The organism is Nitrospirota bacterium (genome assembly GCA_016219645.1).
Taxonomy (GTDB): Bacteria; Nitrospirota; Nitrospiria; order Nitrospirales; family Nitrospiraceae; genus Palsa-1315.
Map to the genome: position 1 here is coordinate 240,933 of JACRLR010000007.1, position 17,674 is coordinate 258,606.

Consider the following 17,674-nt stretch of genomic DNA (forward strand, 5'->3'; position numbering starts at 1 on the left):
GCGTTGCTGCGGCGACCCGCTGCGCTTGCGCGTGAAGCGGGACAGGCGCGGCCCGCAGGCTGAAGTCCGAAGGCTGAAGGTCAGAGTCTGAAGTTCCGAACACTTCAGCTTCAGCCTATCTCACTTGTTCTGTGCGTCTGTTTGCGGGTCTTCGGACAGGGACAGGCACCGCCGAGGACGGCGGAGCCAGTCCCCACAAAAAAACGGGGCCACGTTTCCGTGGCCCCGCCCGTTCACTTACCGTACTGCTTACTCCTACCGTCAAAACCGGGACAGGCACCCCCCAAAGTCAGGCGACGGGGGGAGCCTGTCCCCAACGCTTACGGAACCACGGTCACGTTGAACGTCCTGGTCGAGGTCGCACCGGCTGCATCGGTCACCCGCAACTGGAACGTTCTCGCACCAATCTGCCCCACGGTCGGGGTCCAGGTGAACCGACCGGTCAAGGGATTGATGGTCGTCGGCCCCAACGGCGCTGTCCCGTTCGGCTGAATAGAGATCGCAAAGGTCAGCACCTGGCCGGTATTCGGATCGTTGGCAAACGGCTGATACACATACTGTACTCCCACCTTTGCGGTCGTCGCTTGCGTGACTGTGGCAAAGGAGGGAGAGCCATTCACACCGATGACGTAGGCCTGCTTATCATAGAGGCCGCCGCTGTCCGTGACTGTGACGGTCACGCCCTGTGCCGGCGCCTGCGCCTCTGTCGGATTCCAGCTGATCAGGCCAGCTCCAGGCCCGGACGCCACGATGCTCATTCCTGACGGTGGGGACCCACCCAACGTATAGGTCAGGTTCGCAGCCCCTCCGTCATCCGTTGCCACGACCTGGTAATTATAGATGATGTTTCCCGCCGCATTTGCCACCAGATTCGGCGTGGAGGTAATGAGCGGCGGCAGGTTTGACGCCGGTATGTCTGCTACAGGAGTGATCGGGATCGGGCCGGGATTTGTCGGAGGCCAGGCCAGAACCGTCGTATTGCCGTTGGCCTTGCCGGTCGCATCCACGTACGAGAGGATGCGGTCCGCTACCCTTGGGAGAGATGTTTGAGTAAAGGCTGGGTCATTATAGGCCCCTAGTGGGAGGCTCGCCTGGATCCTCGGGTCAAGGAGTTCAAACGGGAAGGGTGTGAGGGGTTGCGCCGTGGTCTCGCAGACTCCCTCGGGGAAACAGCCTCCAGGACTCAGTCTCCGGTCCAGGTTCCAGGGAAGGCCCGTGAAGCCGTGTGGGGTCGCAGTCGCATCCAGATCGATCTCGTCGAACTCCGGGAAGGAAACGCCCCCTAAGCCTACGCCGAAAGGAAAGAGGTATTGCCCATGCGTCGCTTCATTGCCGTTGATATCCAGTGTTTTGAGAATCCTCGGGCCAGGCAACGCGCCATGCACGCCACCTGCGAAGAGATCGGCCATCTCATGGCCAGTGCGAGCCTGGATCTCGTGCGGAATCGGAGCCAGGATGCCGAACATGTTGCTGGTGTTGCCCGTAACGTTGTTGCAAGGGATGACTCCGTTAGTGTGCATCCTTGGATCCCCGATGAGGTGGGCGCAGGGGTCCAGCCTGGGATCAGCGCCGACAACGAAATCTATGTCGTGGCGGATCTTGAAAATATTGGGGATACCAACTATGCCTTGCGCGCCACAAGTCCCTGGCCCGCCGGCGATGTCGCACCCCCTGACCGTGGCCAAGGGCAGTTCATGGGCTTCGTTATTCGTCGGGTCGTAATGTAAACTCCAGATCAAGACATCTTCCGGCGCCCTCGTGGCAAAGCCGATGATCAGGGTCCTGACCCTCTGGTTCTGGAAACCTGCTGCGTCAATCTCCACTTCCGCCAGGAACATGTAGTCCGGCTGGTCAGGCGCGGGACTGGTGGTGAGCGCCTTACGATCCGTAGACGAATGGGCAGACAGGAACCGCACGCCGTTGATCCTCTCGAAGTTGCCCTCCACTGTCATGCTGTCGCCCAGCATGATGGGGGCGAAGCGACGGGAGTCAGCGACAGGGTTGCCGTTGTTGACTGTGCGATTGGTCGTGGGACAGAGCAGGTCGCCCGTGCCGTTGCTCAAAGCAGCGGTGACAAGAGTTTCTGTCACATTATTATTCGTGTTGAGATCCAGCGCGTCAGTGAAGGTACGGGAAACCGTACTCGGAATACAGACAGGATATCCGGTCGTGTAGGTGTTGGTATAGTTGTCCCCATCGAGCGTAAACCGGGGATCGGGGCTGCAGTTGTTCTGACCGGCCACGCAACCAGGGCCGGACTGGACCGTATGGCGGCCGTCAGGATCGTTGAGACGAACCATCACGCCGGTCGTCGGGTCGTTGAGAATCCCGTTCATCCTGAAATAGCCATTATCGTAGTTGATGTAGGTTACAGTGCCTGAAACCGCGTCAATCCCCTTCTGGATGAAGACGTCGCCGGCGATCACGTTGCCATTGCTCGTGCGATTGGCATGGATGAGGGCATAACCAGGCTGACCGCTGGTGTTGCAAAACGGGCTATCTGCCCTCGCAAGGCCGCTCTGTCCTAACGCGGGGCAGAGCCCAGGAGCTGTTGCCAAGAACTCTTGCAGAGTCTGCCGATTGGCCGGCAAGTCCATCAGGAGATTTCTCGGAATAATCACTTTCTGCCCACCCACCTCGATGGTGCCGCCGGACCAGTGGTCGCCTGGAGTATCGAGCGTAATGCGGTCGATCACACCGTCGATGATCGTTGCGGTCGCTTGGGCCTTAGCTTCGCCCGGCGCTCCCAGGATGCCACCTAGCCCGAACAGCGCCAGCGCAAGGCCGGCTGCCTTCGGAGAGAGACAGGAATTGCGTGGTTGCTTCATGATGCCGCTCCTTTTAAGATGATTGTGAAAACTGATACGTGATTCCGTTCATGACGCTCGTTCCGATCGATCCTTCTTACGCTCACATCCTATTAGTTCGTCTGCGGCCGCGGCTGCTTTGGCGCAAAATCCTTCTGACAGCCGTTGTTGCTGCTGCGCGGGCATTTCCGGTCATTGGTTCCGCGGCTGACGCGCGTTGCTGCGTAGTTGCCTGTGCCGGCACGATCCATGACAAAGGATTGCGATAGGGCCGGCTGAGCTGCCTTGGCCTCGCCATACGATCCCAAGCCCAGGATCGCACTGAACCCGAAGAGAGCCAGCGCCAGGCCGGCTACTTTCGGTGAGAGTGAGGAGGTGTGCCGCTTCATGGTGACGCTCCTTTTCTGATGAAGGTGAATGCTGTTCCTGATTCGGTTCATGCGCGTTTCACGTTTCTGGTTTCTAGTTTCTGGTTGCAGATTTCTTTTTTTTCGATCATGTGCACATCGATCCGGCCACTTGCTACTCGCCACTTACCACTCGCCACTTCGCGGCACCCACCCTATGACAGCCCCGCAACCGGTTCCTATTCCACAGCAGTAGGGCCTTACCCTACGAACGGGTTGTTGACAGGGGGGACAGGCGCCAATCAGAAGGGCGCCTGTCCCCGACACTTACGGTGCAACAGTTACGTAGAAAGTCTGAATCGCGGCCAGATTCCCTGAATCGATCGCCCGCAGCCTGATACGAATGCTCCCCGCCGCCGTCGGTATCCAGGTGACGACACCTGTCGTGGCGTTGACCGACAGGTTCACAGGATTCCCCGTCAGCCCACTGAAGACAATGGGGCCGCCGTTCACATCTGTCGCTTGCACCGTGTAGTTGTACGGCACACCGACCTTCCCGGTCGTAGGCGGCTTCGACGTGATGACCGGCGCGACATTCGCCGCGACGTTCACGGTCAAGATCTGCGTCGTATACAAGCCACCAGCATCTGTTACCCGTACATTCACGGCATTGGCGCCGACTTGAGTCGAGGACGGCACCCAACTGATCTTTCCCGTGGCTGAGTTGATCGTCATCCCCGCCTTGATCGGGGCCACCAAACTATAGGCAAGGCTGTCGTTGGGAAGATTCGGATCGGTCGCGAGCACTTGGTGGCTGTACGGAGTCCCCGTCACACCGTTCGCCGGCGTCGAAGGCATGAACGATGGAGCCTCATTCGCCGGGAGGAAGGGCTGGAGGCAGGACATACCCTTGGCCGGTCGCCCCCCAGCACCGACGGAGGGGAGCAGGGCGATCTGATCGTCCAATTTTCCATTATTGTCTGCATCGAGGTTGGAGTGGCCGTTGGTATTGCTCAAGGAGGGATGGTCGAAGGGCGCTTTTTCGCAACGCACCCGCTCATCGGTCAAGGACTTCAAGAAGACCACAAGATCTGACTGCTCCTGGGCTGTGAGCCCCAAGGGTTGAATGTCGATATCCAAATTGCTCGGGTTATTTCCCCACTCAGGGCTGTGGTCGAACCCTGTCGTATCGCTGGCGATCGGTCCGCGGCGATTGCCGCCCCTGTTATAGAATTCCACGACCTGTTCTAACGTCGCCATGCTGCCGTCATGCATGTAGGGACCGGTCAGCTCTACGTTGCGGAGGCCAGGTGTCTTGAAGGCTCCATCCACTGCGTCGCGTGCCAGAGGGCCCGCAATCGGAGCACAAGGATTCACTTCCAACATACAGGGATTCACGACGAAGGAATCCGGAATGATCGCCCCTGCGAGCGACTGTTTGAGCAGCCGCGCGAAGGACAGAGGATTGCCGAAGGGATCGTCCGCACCGACCCCCAGATCCCGGTTCGTCGGAGTCACGCCGATGTTGTAGAACCCGTTGTCGTAGATCGCGATCTGCTGGTTCCCCATGAACATTCGTTCAATGACACTTTCCTGATTCGCGGTCTGGGTGAACTGCAAGTTCAAGCCGGCGCCGGTGAAGTCCGGACCCTTATGGCACGCGACGCATCTGCCCTTGCCCATGAAGATACTCATCCCGTTGACCTGCTGCTGCGACAGCGCGGCAAGATTGGGTGGAGTCGCTGTATCTACGACAAAGTTGGTACCGATGTTGGTGGCCGTCACGGTGCCGACGAACCCGTCGAACTTCGTCTGGTCCGAGATGAGCGTGGACTCGTACATCATGATCGCCAACCCCCAGAACAGGGCGAAATTCTGCTCCATCAACGTGTAGCCATCAACGGAAGCGTAGCCGGGGGCGAGCCAGTACTTGTCGTGGAACGAAGCCTGAATCAAGGAGGAATAGGTCACGCCCGCCTTGAGCCCGGTCCCGCCGGTCCCGTTATCCGCGTAGGGCCCCAACACACTGTCGTCGAGTTCGACTTTTTGCCCGAACAGCGGCTTCGGAATATGAGTCAAGAGTTTACGGGCAATCAGGTTGAATGTCCGGTTGGCACAGGAGGATTCAAGGGTGCTGAGCGGGGGCCCCACGGCCTGCGACGCCAGCGCCGCATTTTCCAGGTCCATCACTTCGGGAACGATGGAACCGTCCGCCTGCCGGACAAGAATACGCGCATTGGGATCCCGGCGGCCGAAGGGATTGACCCCGTTGAAATGGTTGTTCGCCCTGCCGTCCCAGAAGGAACGGAGTTGGAAAATGGCGTTGATCGTGGTCGGTGTATTGCGGGGCTCGACGTTGCGGGCCAGCTTTCCATTCACGCTGAAAATGCTCCCTGTGTCTAACGAGCATTCCTCTTGGCCCTGGCTGCGAAACTCGATGAAATTGCCCCCGAACGTGCCCTGCGAAGACGTGATGTCGGTCGAATCGAACAGGATGGCGGAATCCCGATCCAGCGGGTTGCTCAGGACGTGGAACGGATAGTCGGCTGCCTTCAGCAGATAATTCGGCCCGCCGCCTCCGGTCCTGGTCGGCTTGAAAGTTGTGTCCTCAGGCACAGCCCTCAGCCCGGGGTTCAGCTGATTCTTCGTCCGATTGTCTGCGCCGGCGTGGAAATGGCAGCTCGCGCAGGCGTTCCCGTCGCTGCCTGCCTGTTGATCCCAGAAGAAGGCTTTGCCCAGGACGATCGCCATCTGACGATTTTTGATGACGGTGTCGAGGGCCTTGGGGAGGGGGGGCTGGACCCCTTTCAAACTGCCTGACCCAGGCGCGACCGGATTCAAGGGACCAGGTGGGAGCGGTGGTATCGGGCAGATCTGTTGCGCGACCGCCGCGCCGGCCGTCACGACCACGCCGACCAGAATCCAGATCAGCTGCATTCTCGAACGTCGGAATTTTGTGAAGATATTCATGGTGCTCCTCGTACGACTTGTGCCTCTGTGTGTGGAGATAAGAGGGTCCTGGTTCATGCCGGCACCTGCTGGGGGCCACTCACCCACCTAACGGACTTAACGATTTCCCTCGGTTCCGACAGAGCCGGACAGGCAGCCCAGCGGTCGAACCGTTCGTTGCCATACAGGACGACTCCGATATGCTGGGTCTTGTCTGCATCGACGACCGGATCCAGATCACGGAGGCCCAATCTGCGCCTCAGCGTTGTGATATCCGCCAGCGACCCGGTCAGAAACGTCCAGCCAGGCTGGACACTATAGTTCTTGGCATAGTCGCGTAAGACTTGAGGGCTATCATGTTCGGGATCCAGGGAGATCGAGTACATGAACACATCCCGGCCGACACGGTCGCCGAACAGCTGTTGAACACGAACCAGATTGGCGGTGAAGGTCGGACAACTGTTCGTGCAGGTGGCATACATGAAGTTGATCAATACGACTTTGCCCTTCACGAGATCCTGGTAGAACCGCACATCCCTTCCTTCATGCGTGGTGAGCACAACGTCCGGAAAGCGCGCAGCGCTCGGACCGTCTGCCGTTGCCGGTCTTTGTACCGGCGCCGGTGTCGGCTTCGGCATCGGTGCCGTCGTCGGCTTCTCCTCGGCCAGGCCTGCCGTTGCGGCCATCGCCGTCTGGATGAGAGAGATCCCCATGCTGGCTAGGAACGCGCGTCGTTTCATGACAACTCCTCCGATGGCTCGATCACATAAAGGTTAAGGTTGAGGCTAAGGTTGAGCTGAAGAGCTTCGGAGTCTTCGCTCGACCTGAACCTTCACCTGCTCTTCCGTCTCCCGTGTCTCGTTTTATCTCGTTCCGGCCACTTGCCACTTGCTACTCACCACTTACCACTCGCTACTTGCCACTCGCCTCAGGGCACCACGTCGAACCGCAACATCATCGCGTGGTCCTCGTGAAGCGTGTTGTGGCAATGCATGACGTACTTGCCCAAGAAGGTCCTGAACCGGATATAGATCTTCACTTCATCCCCCGGCTCAAGCACAACGACGTCGTGACGGCCTTGCTCTTCAAGGCCCGGGACCTCGCCGTTGCGCAGGAGGATCCGGAATTCTTCCAGGTGAATGTGGATGGGATGGGCCCAGCCTCCTCCGCCATTCTTGAGGGTCCAGATTTCCGGCTGACCCTGTTTGATGGTGAAGGTGGGGATGTCGCCGTCGAAGAAATTGCCGTTGATGGCCCACGCACCGTTCGTCCGCTCGAACCGAAATGTCCGCTGGTGCTGCTGCGCTGTGGCCAGATCCATCACCGGCATCTGGCGCAAGGTGGATGGGACCTGGCTGAAGTCCTCCTCGGCGCCGACTGCGTCACGATCCACGATGAATTTGAGGACCGGCGATCCGGGATGGAGCAACTTGCCCGTCGGCTTCCGCCCGTCCTTCTGCTCCAGGTTATTCTCGAGGATAATCTCGGTGCCGATGGGATACTCGGAAAAGTCGATGATGACATCCCGCCGGTTGGCGACACCCAACCCGACGTGCTCAACCAGCAGCGGTGACTCCAACAGATTGCCGTCGGTGGCGATGAGGGTCATCCGCCTGTGATTGCTCAGCGAGAATTCATAAAACCGCGAAGGCCCTCCGTCGAGCAACCGGAAGCGATACTTCCGCCTGGCGACATTGAAATAGGGTTGAATCTTTCCATTGACCGCCCACTTGTCCCCCAGGAATCCGTCGAAATTGAAGGGGTCGAACCATAACTGGCCCGAACTGTCGAACGCCTTGTCCGTGAACATGAGCGGGACGTCGAAGGCGCCGCTCGGCAATCGCAGGGCCTGCGGATTGGGGTCCTGCTCGTTGCCGGAATCCACGTCGTCGAAGTAGAAATGGAAACCGGCGAGACCGCGGTAGACGTTCTGGGACGTAAAGTCCACGCGATGGTCGTGGTACCAGAGAGTGCCGAGGGCCTCACGCGGATCGTTGCCCGCCAAGACGATCGGAAAATGATGGTCTCTGTATTGGCCCGAGATGAGGAAGCTGGTCGGGTGTCCGTCACTGAATGATTCCTGGTGCCCGTTGTGGTTGTGGGTCGAGGTCTCCGGCACGCCGAGGCCGACATGGTTGATCGGCAGTTGATTACGGAACCGCACGATCTTCGGCTGCCCGTACCGCGCGATCATCGTCGGACCAGGGGTGATGCCTTCGAACCCCCAAATCTCCTGAGGGGGAAGTTCGGGATGAAAACTGTGCATGCCAGGCTTGATATCGATCTGATAGAGTTCATTCACCGGACCCGGGTCTGACCCGAACCCCTTATTCAGCTGGTGCTCCGCCTGATTGACCGGTGGAGTCAGACTCGCCACTTGCGGGAGAATCGGCGGGATCGACAATGGCACGACCCAGGGTGTCGTGGCCGGACTCTTGCCCCCCGGCATCCCCTGTAATCCCTCCGGTATGGGCATTGGATCCGTCCCGGGCGGCGGTGGTGGAGGAGGGGGCGGGCAGACTTCCTGAGCGCGTGCGTACTTCAGCAGGCCCAAGCCGGCCAAGGTGGCGCCTCCGGTCACCAGACTCCATTTCATGAAACCGCGACGTGAACTCTTCATAGCGGCGCCTCCTGACTAAGCTTCATCCGGTTGCTCATTCTCCGTACCTTGCCTCTGTCCGCTCGACTGCTGCCTGCGCTCTGACTGAAGGGCTGGCCCTGTTGTCAATCACTTTTTTATGAACTTTTTATTTGTTGATGGTGTCTGGTATCTCATGGAATTACCGTGATCGACTATTCCACAGAAGCAGGGAGGGACCTACTAAAGGGGGGGAAGGGGGGAGACCTGTGTGAAAGGCAAGTTTATTTGGTTTATTTCGTTTATTTGGTTGAATCTGACCAGAGAATCCAAACAAATAAAACAAACCACATGAACCAGATCAGCTGAAGATCGAGGATCCGCAGGCAGCATGAACCGCTTTTCGTCTGTATCGGACAGGGAAAGCCGACTTTGCCGATTGCTTGATGGGAACCACCAATCGGCTCAGTCGATGCGAAACGACCGTCACCTTCGATCAAGCAGCAAGCAAGCTGGAAGGATTCAGATCGATCTAGCAGGCTGCAGTGGAAGATCAATCAGCCCCCATCTCTGAAGAGATAACAAGCAAGCTTGGAATGAGCTTGTATATCGTTTGATGCCCGCAATCGAGGATCGACCGGGCCACCCTCTGAGAGAGATATGGAAGGGGGAAAGACGCGCAGTGGGGGACTCATCCGGGCTATCCTTTGGATACCGTAAACGAGCGAGCTTGGTCTGGTTCGAAACACGAAGAAACCAGATAGACCAAACAGACCAGACAGACGTTATTTTTTTGCGGGCTTTTGACTACAGGTGCGCCGGCTTTCGATCAGCCCAGCGAAAAGGGCGCATCACGATACTCAAGAGGGCCACGACGGAAAGGAGAGCCACAAGGACCAATCCGAGCATCTGCAACCAAGCAAGCCAGGACTTCATGGAGAACTCCGTCCATGTGAGGGGGTCAGGAACCATTTGTCGGAACGACCCGTAGGGCGCTGCGCGCAAATGGTTCCTGACCCCCTAATATCCGAGTCGGAGGTCCCGCCTCGTGGCGTGACCTCCGATCGTCATGATCTGATTAGCGGATCCGGTTGCTCACATTCTTGACGGTAAACTTGTAGTTCCCCGTCGCATCGGTGAACGTCACTGTATCGGCATAAGTCCCGACGGCGGTGTGCGTCGTGCTGCTCAGATCCAGCCCGGCGCTCAAGTCCTCGCCCAACACCCCCGTCGCCGTCCCCGTCGCCTGATGCGGCAAGCCATCGTAGAGCACGTCGTATCCGGTCAGCGTGATCACGGCATTGGCCTTGTTGATCGTGCTCTTCACGTTCTTGAGCGTATCTTTATAGTTGCCCGTCACGTCCGTAAAGGTGACCGTGTCGATATACGTCCCCGCGTTGGTGTGCGACGTGACGCTCATATTTAGGCCAGCCAGGCTTTCGCCCAGCACCCCCGTCGCCGTGCCCGTCGCCTGGTGCGCGAACCCGTCATAGGTGCCGTAGTAGCCGGTCAGGCTAATCACCGCGTTGGCCTTGTTGATCGTGCTCTTCACGTTCTTAATCGTATCTTTGTAGTTGCCCGTCACGTCCGTAAAGGTGACCGTGTCGATATACGTCCCCGCGTTGGTGTGGGACGTGACGCTCATGTTCAGGCCGGCCAGGCTCTCGCCCAACACGCCCGTCGCCGTCCCCGTCGCCTGGTGCGCCGCCCCGTCGTAGGTCCCGTAGTACCCGGTCAGGACGAGCGTCCAGGCTCTCGCCCAACACGCCCGTCGCCGTCCCCGTCGCCTGGTGCGCCGCCCCGTCGTAGGTCCCGTAGTACCCGGTCAGGACGAGCGTGGCGTTGGCCTTGTTGATCACGATGGCCACGCTGCCGTTCGCATCGTTGTAGTTAGTCCCGCCGCTGAACGACCAGTTTGCTGTCCCGCCAGGCGCATTGGTGAAGCTCGCACCCAGGTTCAGGCCGGCATTCAAGTTCACGCCGCCTATGCCTGTCGCGCTACCCGTCGCCCCGTGCGCTGTCGCATCATAGACGCCGGTGTAGCCGCTCACGGTGATCGTCGCGTTCGCCTTGGTGATGTTCGCCGTCGACGTCGCAGTGGACGACAACAGGCTGTAGTTGGTCGCCTCCGTGCCGGTGATCCCCAGGCCCGTGAGGGTCACGGTCTTGCCGTTGCCTGCGTTGGCATCGTCGAAGGTGGCAACGCCGCCGGTCAGGCTCACGTTGTCCGGAGCGATGACTCCGTTGAGCGTCATGACCAAGCCGGTCGTAGCCGTGTTGCCGTCATACACCTTGTTGTTCACGGCGAAGCTGGCCGTGAGTTGTTTGGCCGTGATAGCCGCCGTGCTCGTGATAGTGGACGACGCCAGGCTGTAGTTGGTCGCCTCCGTACCGATGAGCGTCGCGCCCGTCATGTTCACCAACTTGGCAGGGCCGACGATCGAAGAGTTGAAGGCGACCGAGGTGAAGGCCAGGGTCACGTTGTCTGGAGCGATGACTCCATCGACCGTCGTGACCAGGCCTGTCACCGATGTGTTGCCGTCATACGCCTTGTCGTTCACGGTAAAAGTGACCGTGAGCTGCTTTTGCGTGATAGCAGCCGTGCTCTGGACGAAGGAGGACGCCAGGCTATAGTTGCCCGCGTCTACTCCGATCAGAATCAAGCCAGTGAGGTTCACCAGCTTGGTGGGGCCGGCGATCACCGAGTTGAAGGCGACCGTGCCAAAGTCCCAATCCACGTCATCCGTGCCGATAAATCCTGTGAGATTCCCGATCAAGCCGGTCGCGGTCGTATTGCCGTCATAGACTTTGTCGTCCACGGTGAAACTGAAATCAAGCTGCAACGCCGTGATGTCAGCCAGCGCATTGGCGACCAATGTCAGATTGTAGTTGCCTGCATCCGTGCCGAAAAGGGCCGCGTTCAGGAGCGTCACGGTCTTGTCAATACCGACGTCCTTCGTATCGAAGTCCGCCTGGTCAAAGGTCAGGATCACATCATCACCCACTATGGTTCCCGCGAGCGATGTCCCGGACACGGCGGCCAGAGTAGTCCCGTCATAGACCTTACTGTCCGCCGCGAAGCTGCCCGTGATGTCCAGGGCCGTGATGTCCGCCGTCGTCGTTGCGACCGACAGCAGGCTGTAGTTGCCTGATGCCACGCCGCCGAGCGTCGCGCCCGTGAGTGTCACCGTCTTGCCGGTGCCGACATTCTTGCCGTCGCCGACGATTAACACATCGTCGAAGCTCGCAGTGCCGCCGGTCAGGCTCACGAGGCCGACATCGCCAGCGAGGACTCCCGTGAGCGACGTCGATGCCACACTGGCCGAAGTGGTGCCATCATAGACCTTGTGGTCTGCTGTGAAACTGCCCGTGATTCCCAAGGCCACGATGTTCGCTGTCGTCGTGATGGGCGACAGAGACAGAGTATAGTTACCCTGATCCGCACCGGTAAGCGCCGCGCCAGTCAGCGTCACAGTCTTGCCTATGCCGGCATTCGCATCGTCGAAGGCAGCAGTGCCGCCGGTCAGACTCACATCGTCACCCAGGATGGCTCCCGTGAGGGTCCTGGTCACTACGAAGGCCACGGCGTTGCCGTCATAGACTTTGTTCGCCGCCGTGAAGTCGCCCTTCCCCGCAGCCACACCTGTGAGCGTCGCGCCGGTGAGTGTCACGGTCTTGCCGGCCCCGACATTCTTGTCGGCCAAGGTCGCAGTGCCGCCGCTCAGGTCCACGAGGCCCAGGTCACCAATGAGGACTCCCGTGAGCGACGTCGATGCCACGCTGGCCGCAGTGGTACCGTCATAGACCTTGTTGTTCGCCGTGAAGCTGCCGGTGATCGCCAGAGCCGTGATGCTCGCCTGGTCCGTAATAGCGGCCGGCGACAGGACGTAGTTGCCCGCGGCTGCTCCGCCTAGCGTTGCGCCAGTGAGAGTCACGGTCTTGTTGATGCCGGCATTCGCGTCGTCGAAGGTTGCGATGCCACCGTCCAGAGTCACATCATCGAGCCCGATGACTCCCAAGAGCGATGTGTTCTGCGCAGTCGCGTCAGTGGTGCCGTCATAGACCTTGTTGTTCGCCGTGAAGCTGCCGGTAATTTCCAAGGCCGAGATGCTGGTAATGACGTCCCCACTAAAATCGTTATAGTTTCCCGCGCCGCCAATGAAATTGATTGTGTCGGTGAAGAGCCCGGCATTGGTGTGCAGCGGGCCGGTCATCAGGATCTCGCCCAAGACTCCCACAAGCGTGGCCCCATGGGCTGCTCCATCATAGACACCGATGTAGTCAACGGGCGTGACGTCAGCCTTGTTGATGACAATTTCGACAGTGCCCGCAATGGCGCTACTGGCATTCTCGTAGTTCCCCGTGAGATCGGTGTAGTTCCAGTTCGCTGTTCCGCCTGGTACGTTAGTAAAGGTGTCACTCACCAGGCCGGCGCTCAGATCCTCGCCCAAGACGACCCCCACAACCGTCGCCCCATGCGCCAATCCGTCGTAGGTGCCGTTGAAGCCTGTCACAGTCACGGTAGCCTTGCTCACATCCACTATCGTGCTGCCCGAGGTGCTGCCAAAGAAGGTTGCCGGGGCGGTGAAGACTGCATGGATCTGATTATGTAGGCCGGCTGTGAGGGTCGCGATGTTCAGTGTAAAGGTTGAATCCAATCCGAGGCTACCGTCGAAGTTGCCGAACCCCAGTGAGTTCCCCACCCCATCAAAGAACTCGACCGTGCCGATCGGAGCGCCTGCATCAGGAACCAAGGCTGTGACGGTCGCGGTGAGAGTGACCTGATCTCCATAGGTGGTGGCGTTTGTACTAGCGGAGATCGAGGTGGTCGTATTGACAGTCACCTCGTTAATCACGATGTCCACAGTACCGAACTGAGGATCATAGTTGTTGTTGCCGCTGAAGGTCCAGTCGGCTACGTGGGTCCCTATCGCGGTGAAGCTCGGACCCAAATCCAGGAGACCGCTCAAGTCCTCGCCGAGTACGCCTATTGCCGTGCCGGTCGCTCCATGTGGTTGATTGTCGAAGGCTCCGATAAAGCCGTTCACTGTGACGGACGCTGCTGCCTTATCGATATCCGCCAGAGCCGTGGCGACCGACGTCAGGTTGTAGTTGCCTGCATCTGCGCCGAAGAGGGTCGCGCCGATAAGGGTCACGGTTTTATTGAAGTCGGCGTCCGCATCGTTGAAGGTCGCAATACCACCGCCCAGGGCCACCTCGTCGAGACCGACAACTCCACTGAGATCGAGGTCTGTAAACAATACGAAGGCAGCAGTGGTGCCATCGTAGGCCCTGCTCTCCGCTCCGAAGCTGCCTGTGATGTTCTTCTGGTTGACTGTATGGTCGACCGCTACGGACGGACTGTCATTGAAGCTGTCGGTGCCGTTATCGCCGCCGGTGAAGACTGCATGGATCGAATAGGAGCCGGCAGCGAGCTGAGTCAGAGTGGCAGCTGAGAGGGTGACGCTAAAGACCGAAGACAAGCCACTGCCGGGGGTGGCACTGGAGGTGGCCCCCAGTGAATTATTCAGGGCATCAAAGAACTCCACCGTACCGATCGGGTTGGTCGTTCCGCCAGCCGAAGGCGTCACTGTCGCGGTAAAGGTCACATCGTCTCCATAGGTGGACGTAGCGGAACTGGCAGTGACCACGGTGCTTGTGTTGACATTGGCGTCCGTGAAGGCGTGGGTAGCCATAGCCCCGGACTCTTGGCCGGCGGCAGTCACTAAGAGAGTCGAGTTCCGGTACTGCTCCTCCACATACCAGGTCGTGCTGATGCTGCTGTTCACCATCATGTCGTTGTCCGGCGCAATCCAATCTGCCACGCCGTCGCCGCTCACATCCGATCCCAGATGGGCCGTAAACCCGCCCATTCCGTCGACGACATACCAGGCTTCGTTGCCCGCCGGTCCCACGCCGGTCGTTGAGCCGCTGTAATCAGCCATGCCGTCGGTGCGGGTGACCTGGAAGCTCACCATTTCACCGGCTGAGAATTGTAAACCGTCGCCGGCCTGATTCGACGTGGTAATCACCGCTGTCTCGCGCGGCGCATAGTCCTGATGGTCGGTGGTCACCACCGCCGCAGTCATGGGCGTGGCCGACAGCAGCAAACGTGGTTCCAGCGACTCCACTGTAAAATCATTGGCGCGCGGCTCACGTCGGTTACGCTTTTTGAGATTAAGCAGTTTCTTGAGCTTCATGTTGGAATCTCCTGTTGGTTAGTGATGATGGGCCGCTGACGTATTTCGAATGGGGTTTCGCTCATGTCCGCTGTTGACGTCGACCTCAAATGACATGTTGTCGTCCTCTGCCTGCCGGAACCACTGGCGAATACATGGAGTATTTGTATGCTCGTCACTCACAAGAGACCATCCATCTTAGGTGCAGACATACCCCTCTTTAGTTGGCCCCCATTGGAGGGAGTCGGAAGACTGGTTGATCTGGTTCATTTGGTTTGTTTTGTTTATTTGGTAGTTTCGCTCCAAGGCTCGGAGGTCATGCCACCTGGCATGACCTCCGACCGTCGTGAGTGTTTAGAGAATCCGGTTGCTCACGTTCTTAACGGTAAACTTGTAGTTGCCCGTCACATCGGTGAAGGTCACGACATCGAGATAGGTCCCGACGTTGGTGTGCGTCGTGCTGCTCAAGTCCAGCCCGGCGCTCAAGTCCTCACCAAGCACGCCCGTCGCCGTCCCCGTCGCCGTATGCGCCAGGCCATCAAAGACCACGCTGTAGCCGGTCACGGTGATCACCGCGTTGGCCTTGTTGATCGTGCTCTTGACGTTCTTGATCGTATTCTTATAGTTGCCCGTCACGTCCGTGAAGGTCACGGCATCAATGTACGTGCCGGCATTCGTATGGCTCGTGACGCTCAGGTTCAGCCCGGCCAGGCTCGCGCTGTCCCGTCATAGGTGCCGACATAGCCCGTCAACGAGATCGTCGCGTTCGCCTTGGCGATACTGCTGCTAACGTTCTTGACGGTATTCTTATAGTTGCCCGTCACATCGGTGAACGTCACCGTATCGAGATACGCGCCGGCATTCGTGTGCGACGTGACGCTCAGGTTCAGCCCGGCCAGGCTCTCGCCCAGGACCCCGGTGGCCGTTCCCGTCGCCTGGTGCGCTGTCCCGTCGTAGGTGCCGACATAGCCCGTCAACGAAATCGTCGCGTTCGCCTTGGCGATACTGCTGATGACGCTCCCGCTCGTACTGTTATAGTTTCCCGTGCTGTCAGTGAAGGTCCAGCTATCGCTGTAGATGCCGGCGTTGCTGTGCGGCGTACCGTTTAGAACCAGCCCACTCAGGCTCTCGCCCAACACACCAGTTGCGGTGACAGTGGCTGTATGAGCCGCTCCATCGTAGACACCGTGATAGCCACTAGTAACAATCGTCGCGTTCGCTTTGGTAATGGTGATGCTGTTGGTCCCGCTGGCGGGGTTATAGTTGGGATTGGCGAAGGTCCAGCTCTCTGTATAGCTGCCCACGTTGGTGGGCTTCGTCATAATCAGGGAACCGCTCAAGTCCTCACCAGGGGCGCCGACGATCGTGGCCCCATGGGCCAACCCGTCATAGACTCCCGTGTAGTCGCTCACGACGACAGTGGCCGGAGTGATGTCAGCCTGGTCACCAGTGACCGAGTCCAAGATATAGTTGCCGGCGGCCGAACCGGTGAGGATTCCACCAGTGAACGTCACAACTTTGTTGACGCCGACATTTGCCGTATCGAAGTTTGCCGAACCGGTCAGGCCCACGTTGCCCAGATCGATCAGCTCGACATTGTTCAACGTGGCAACTCCGGGCGCTACAGTAGTACCGTCGTAGACCTTGGAAACGTCGGCCGTGAAGCGGCCAGTGATGTGCTTCTGAGTCACCTCGTGCGAGATGTTTGCAGAGGTGCTGTCATTGAAACTGCCTGCTGTGCCGGTGAAGACTGCATGGACCGAATGAACGCCGGACGTAAGAGTGAACGTGAAGGCGTTCGTTTTAAATTGCACGACCCCATCAGCACCGCCGCCACTGCTGACGGTCTCGATCCCCAGTGATATTCCATCGACGAAGAACTCCACACTCCCGGTCGGGTCAACAGTCCCAGCTGCTGCCGTAACCGTCGCGGTGAAATCTACATTCGTTCCATACACGGTGGTGGCGGCAGTAGCCGTGAGCACGGTCGTCGTGTTCGTCCCGGCGTCTGTAAAGGCCTGCGTCACCATAGCCCCGGACTCTTGACCGACAGCCGTCACTAAGAGAGAGGAGTTCCGATACTGTTCCTCCACAAACCAGGTGGTACTGATGCTGCTGTTGACGGTGAGATCGTTGTCCGGCGCAATCCAGTCGGCCACGCCGTCGCCGCTCACATCCGATCCCAGATGGGCGGTAAATCCGCCGATACCGTCGGTGACATACCAGGCTTCGTTGCCGGTCGGTCCCACGCCGGATGTTGAGCCGCTGTATTCCGCCATGCCGTCGGTGCGGCTCACCTGAAAGCGAACTAATTCACCGGCCCCGAATTGCAGGCCGTCGCCATTGGTATTCGACGTAGTAATCACCGCGGTCTCACCCGGCGCATAATCCACATGGTCGGTGGTCACCACGGCGGCCGTCATGGGTGTGGCCGACAGCAGCAGGCGGGGTTCCAGCGACTCGAGTACAAAAGCATTGGCGCGGGGCTTACGGCTGTTACGTTTCTTGAGACTGAACAGTTTCTTGAATTTCATGTTGGAATCTCCCGTTGGTTTAACCCGCATAATTCACGAGGGCTTCTACTGCAACCGCCGATACGCTGTTCCGACGGGCGTGCTCGCCACTCAGTCGGTCAACATACTGTTCAAGTATGCTTCCCTCCTTCCCGGCTGCGCTTGCCCCTCTCATGACGCGTCTCAGCCGTTTCGTCACGAACCCTCGTGAATAATGCGGGCTAGTGATATGAGCCGCGGAATTTATTTCTGAAGATTTACTTCCACATCTCCCTCTTAACCCCGGCCTCAATCCAACCTC

Annotated in this window: 9 protein-coding genes; all 9 read right to left on the minus strand. The window is 58.9% G+C overall.

Features of this window, described 5'->3' with window-relative positions; genetic code table 11:
• Positions 1-320: 320 nt before the first annotated feature.
• The gene (locus tag HZB34_01835) at positions 321-2,828 is read right to left on the minus strand and encodes an Ig-like domain-containing protein (protein MBI5314695.1); all 2,508 of its coding nucleotides are present in this window, start codon (positions 2,826-2,828) and stop codon (positions 321-323) included.
• A gap of 92 nt (positions 2,829-2,920) precedes the next feature.
• Positions 2,921-3,196: a hypothetical protein gene (locus tag HZB34_01840; GenBank protein ID MBI5314696.1), complete on the minus strand. Its 276-nt coding sequence runs from the start codon at positions 3,194-3,196 to the stop codon at positions 2,921-2,923.
• A gap of 285 nt (positions 3,197-3,481) precedes the next feature.
• Positions 3,482-6,124 carry a putative Ig domain-containing protein gene (locus HZB34_01845; protein ID MBI5314697.1) on the minus strand — a complete coding sequence of 881 codons (2,643 nt, stop codon included), beginning with the start codon at positions 6,122-6,124 and terminating at the stop codon, positions 3,482-3,484.
• A 53-nt stretch (positions 6,125-6,177) separates the two neighbouring features.
• Positions 6,178-6,843 carry an SCO family protein gene (locus HZB34_01850; protein MBI5314698.1) on the minus strand — a complete coding sequence of 222 codons (666 nt, stop codon included), beginning with the start codon at positions 6,841-6,843 and terminating at the stop codon, positions 6,178-6,180.
• A 188-nt stretch (positions 6,844-7,031) separates the two neighbouring features.
• Positions 7,032-8,369 carry a multicopper oxidase domain-containing protein gene (locus tag HZB34_01855; GenBank protein ID MBI5314699.1) on the minus strand — a complete coding sequence of 446 codons (1,338 nt, stop codon included), beginning with the start codon at positions 8,367-8,369 and terminating at the stop codon, positions 7,032-7,034.
• Positions 8,370-9,759: 1,390 nt separating this feature from the next.
• Positions 9,760-10,326 carry a hypothetical protein gene (locus HZB34_01860; GenBank protein MBI5314700.1) on the minus strand — a complete coding sequence of 189 codons (567 nt, stop codon included), beginning with the start codon at positions 10,324-10,326 and terminating at the stop codon, positions 9,760-9,762.
• Positions 10,238-14,881: an Ig-like domain repeat protein gene (locus tag HZB34_01865; GenBank protein ID MBI5314701.1), complete on the minus strand. Its 4,644-nt coding sequence runs from the start codon at positions 14,879-14,881 to the stop codon at positions 10,238-10,240. The genes HZB34_01860 and HZB34_01865 overlap by 89 nt, the downstream gene beginning before the upstream one ends.
• Before the next feature lie 333 nt (positions 14,882-15,214).
• Positions 15,215-15,511 (minus strand): hypothetical protein, encoded by a 297-nt coding sequence (locus HZB34_01870; protein MBI5314702.1) that lies wholly within the window; start codon positions 15,509-15,511, stop codon positions 15,215-15,217.
• A 47-nt stretch (positions 15,512-15,558) separates the two neighbouring features.
• Positions 15,559-17,394, minus strand: coding sequence for an Ig-like domain repeat protein (locus HZB34_01875; GenBank protein MBI5314703.1), 1,836 nt, complete (start codon positions 17,392-17,394; stop codon positions 15,559-15,561).
• Positions 17,395-17,674 lie beyond the last annotated feature (280 nt).

Coding starts and splice junctions, on each gene's coding strand:
- HZB34_01835 (MBI5314695.1), bottom strand. CDS start 2,828: ATGAAGCAACCACGCAATTCCTGTCTCTCTCCGAAGGCAGCCGGCCTT.
- HZB34_01840 (MBI5314696.1), bottom strand. CDS start 3,196: ATGAAGCGGCACACCTCCTCACTCTCACCGAAAGTAGCCGGCCTGGCG.
- HZB34_01845 (MBI5314697.1), bottom strand. CDS start 6,124: ATGAATATCTTCACAAAATTCCGACGTTCGAGAATGCAGCTGATCTGG.
- HZB34_01850 (MBI5314698.1), bottom strand. CDS start 6,843: ATGAAACGACGCGCGTTCCTAGCCAGCATGGGGATCTCTCTCATCCAG.
- HZB34_01855 (MBI5314699.1), bottom strand. CDS start 8,369: ATGCACAGTTTTCATCCCGAACTTCCCCCTCAGGAGATTTGGGGGTTC.
- HZB34_01860 (MBI5314700.1), bottom strand. CDS start 10,326: ATGAGCGTCACGTCCCACACCAACGCGGGGACGTATATCGACACGGTC.
- HZB34_01865 (MBI5314701.1), bottom strand. CDS start 14,881: ATGAAGCTCAAGAAACTGCTTAATCTCAAAAAGCGTAACCGACGTGAG.
- HZB34_01875 (MBI5314703.1), bottom strand. CDS start 17,394: ATGAAATTCAAGAAACTGTTCAGTCTCAAGAAACGTAACAGCCGTAAG.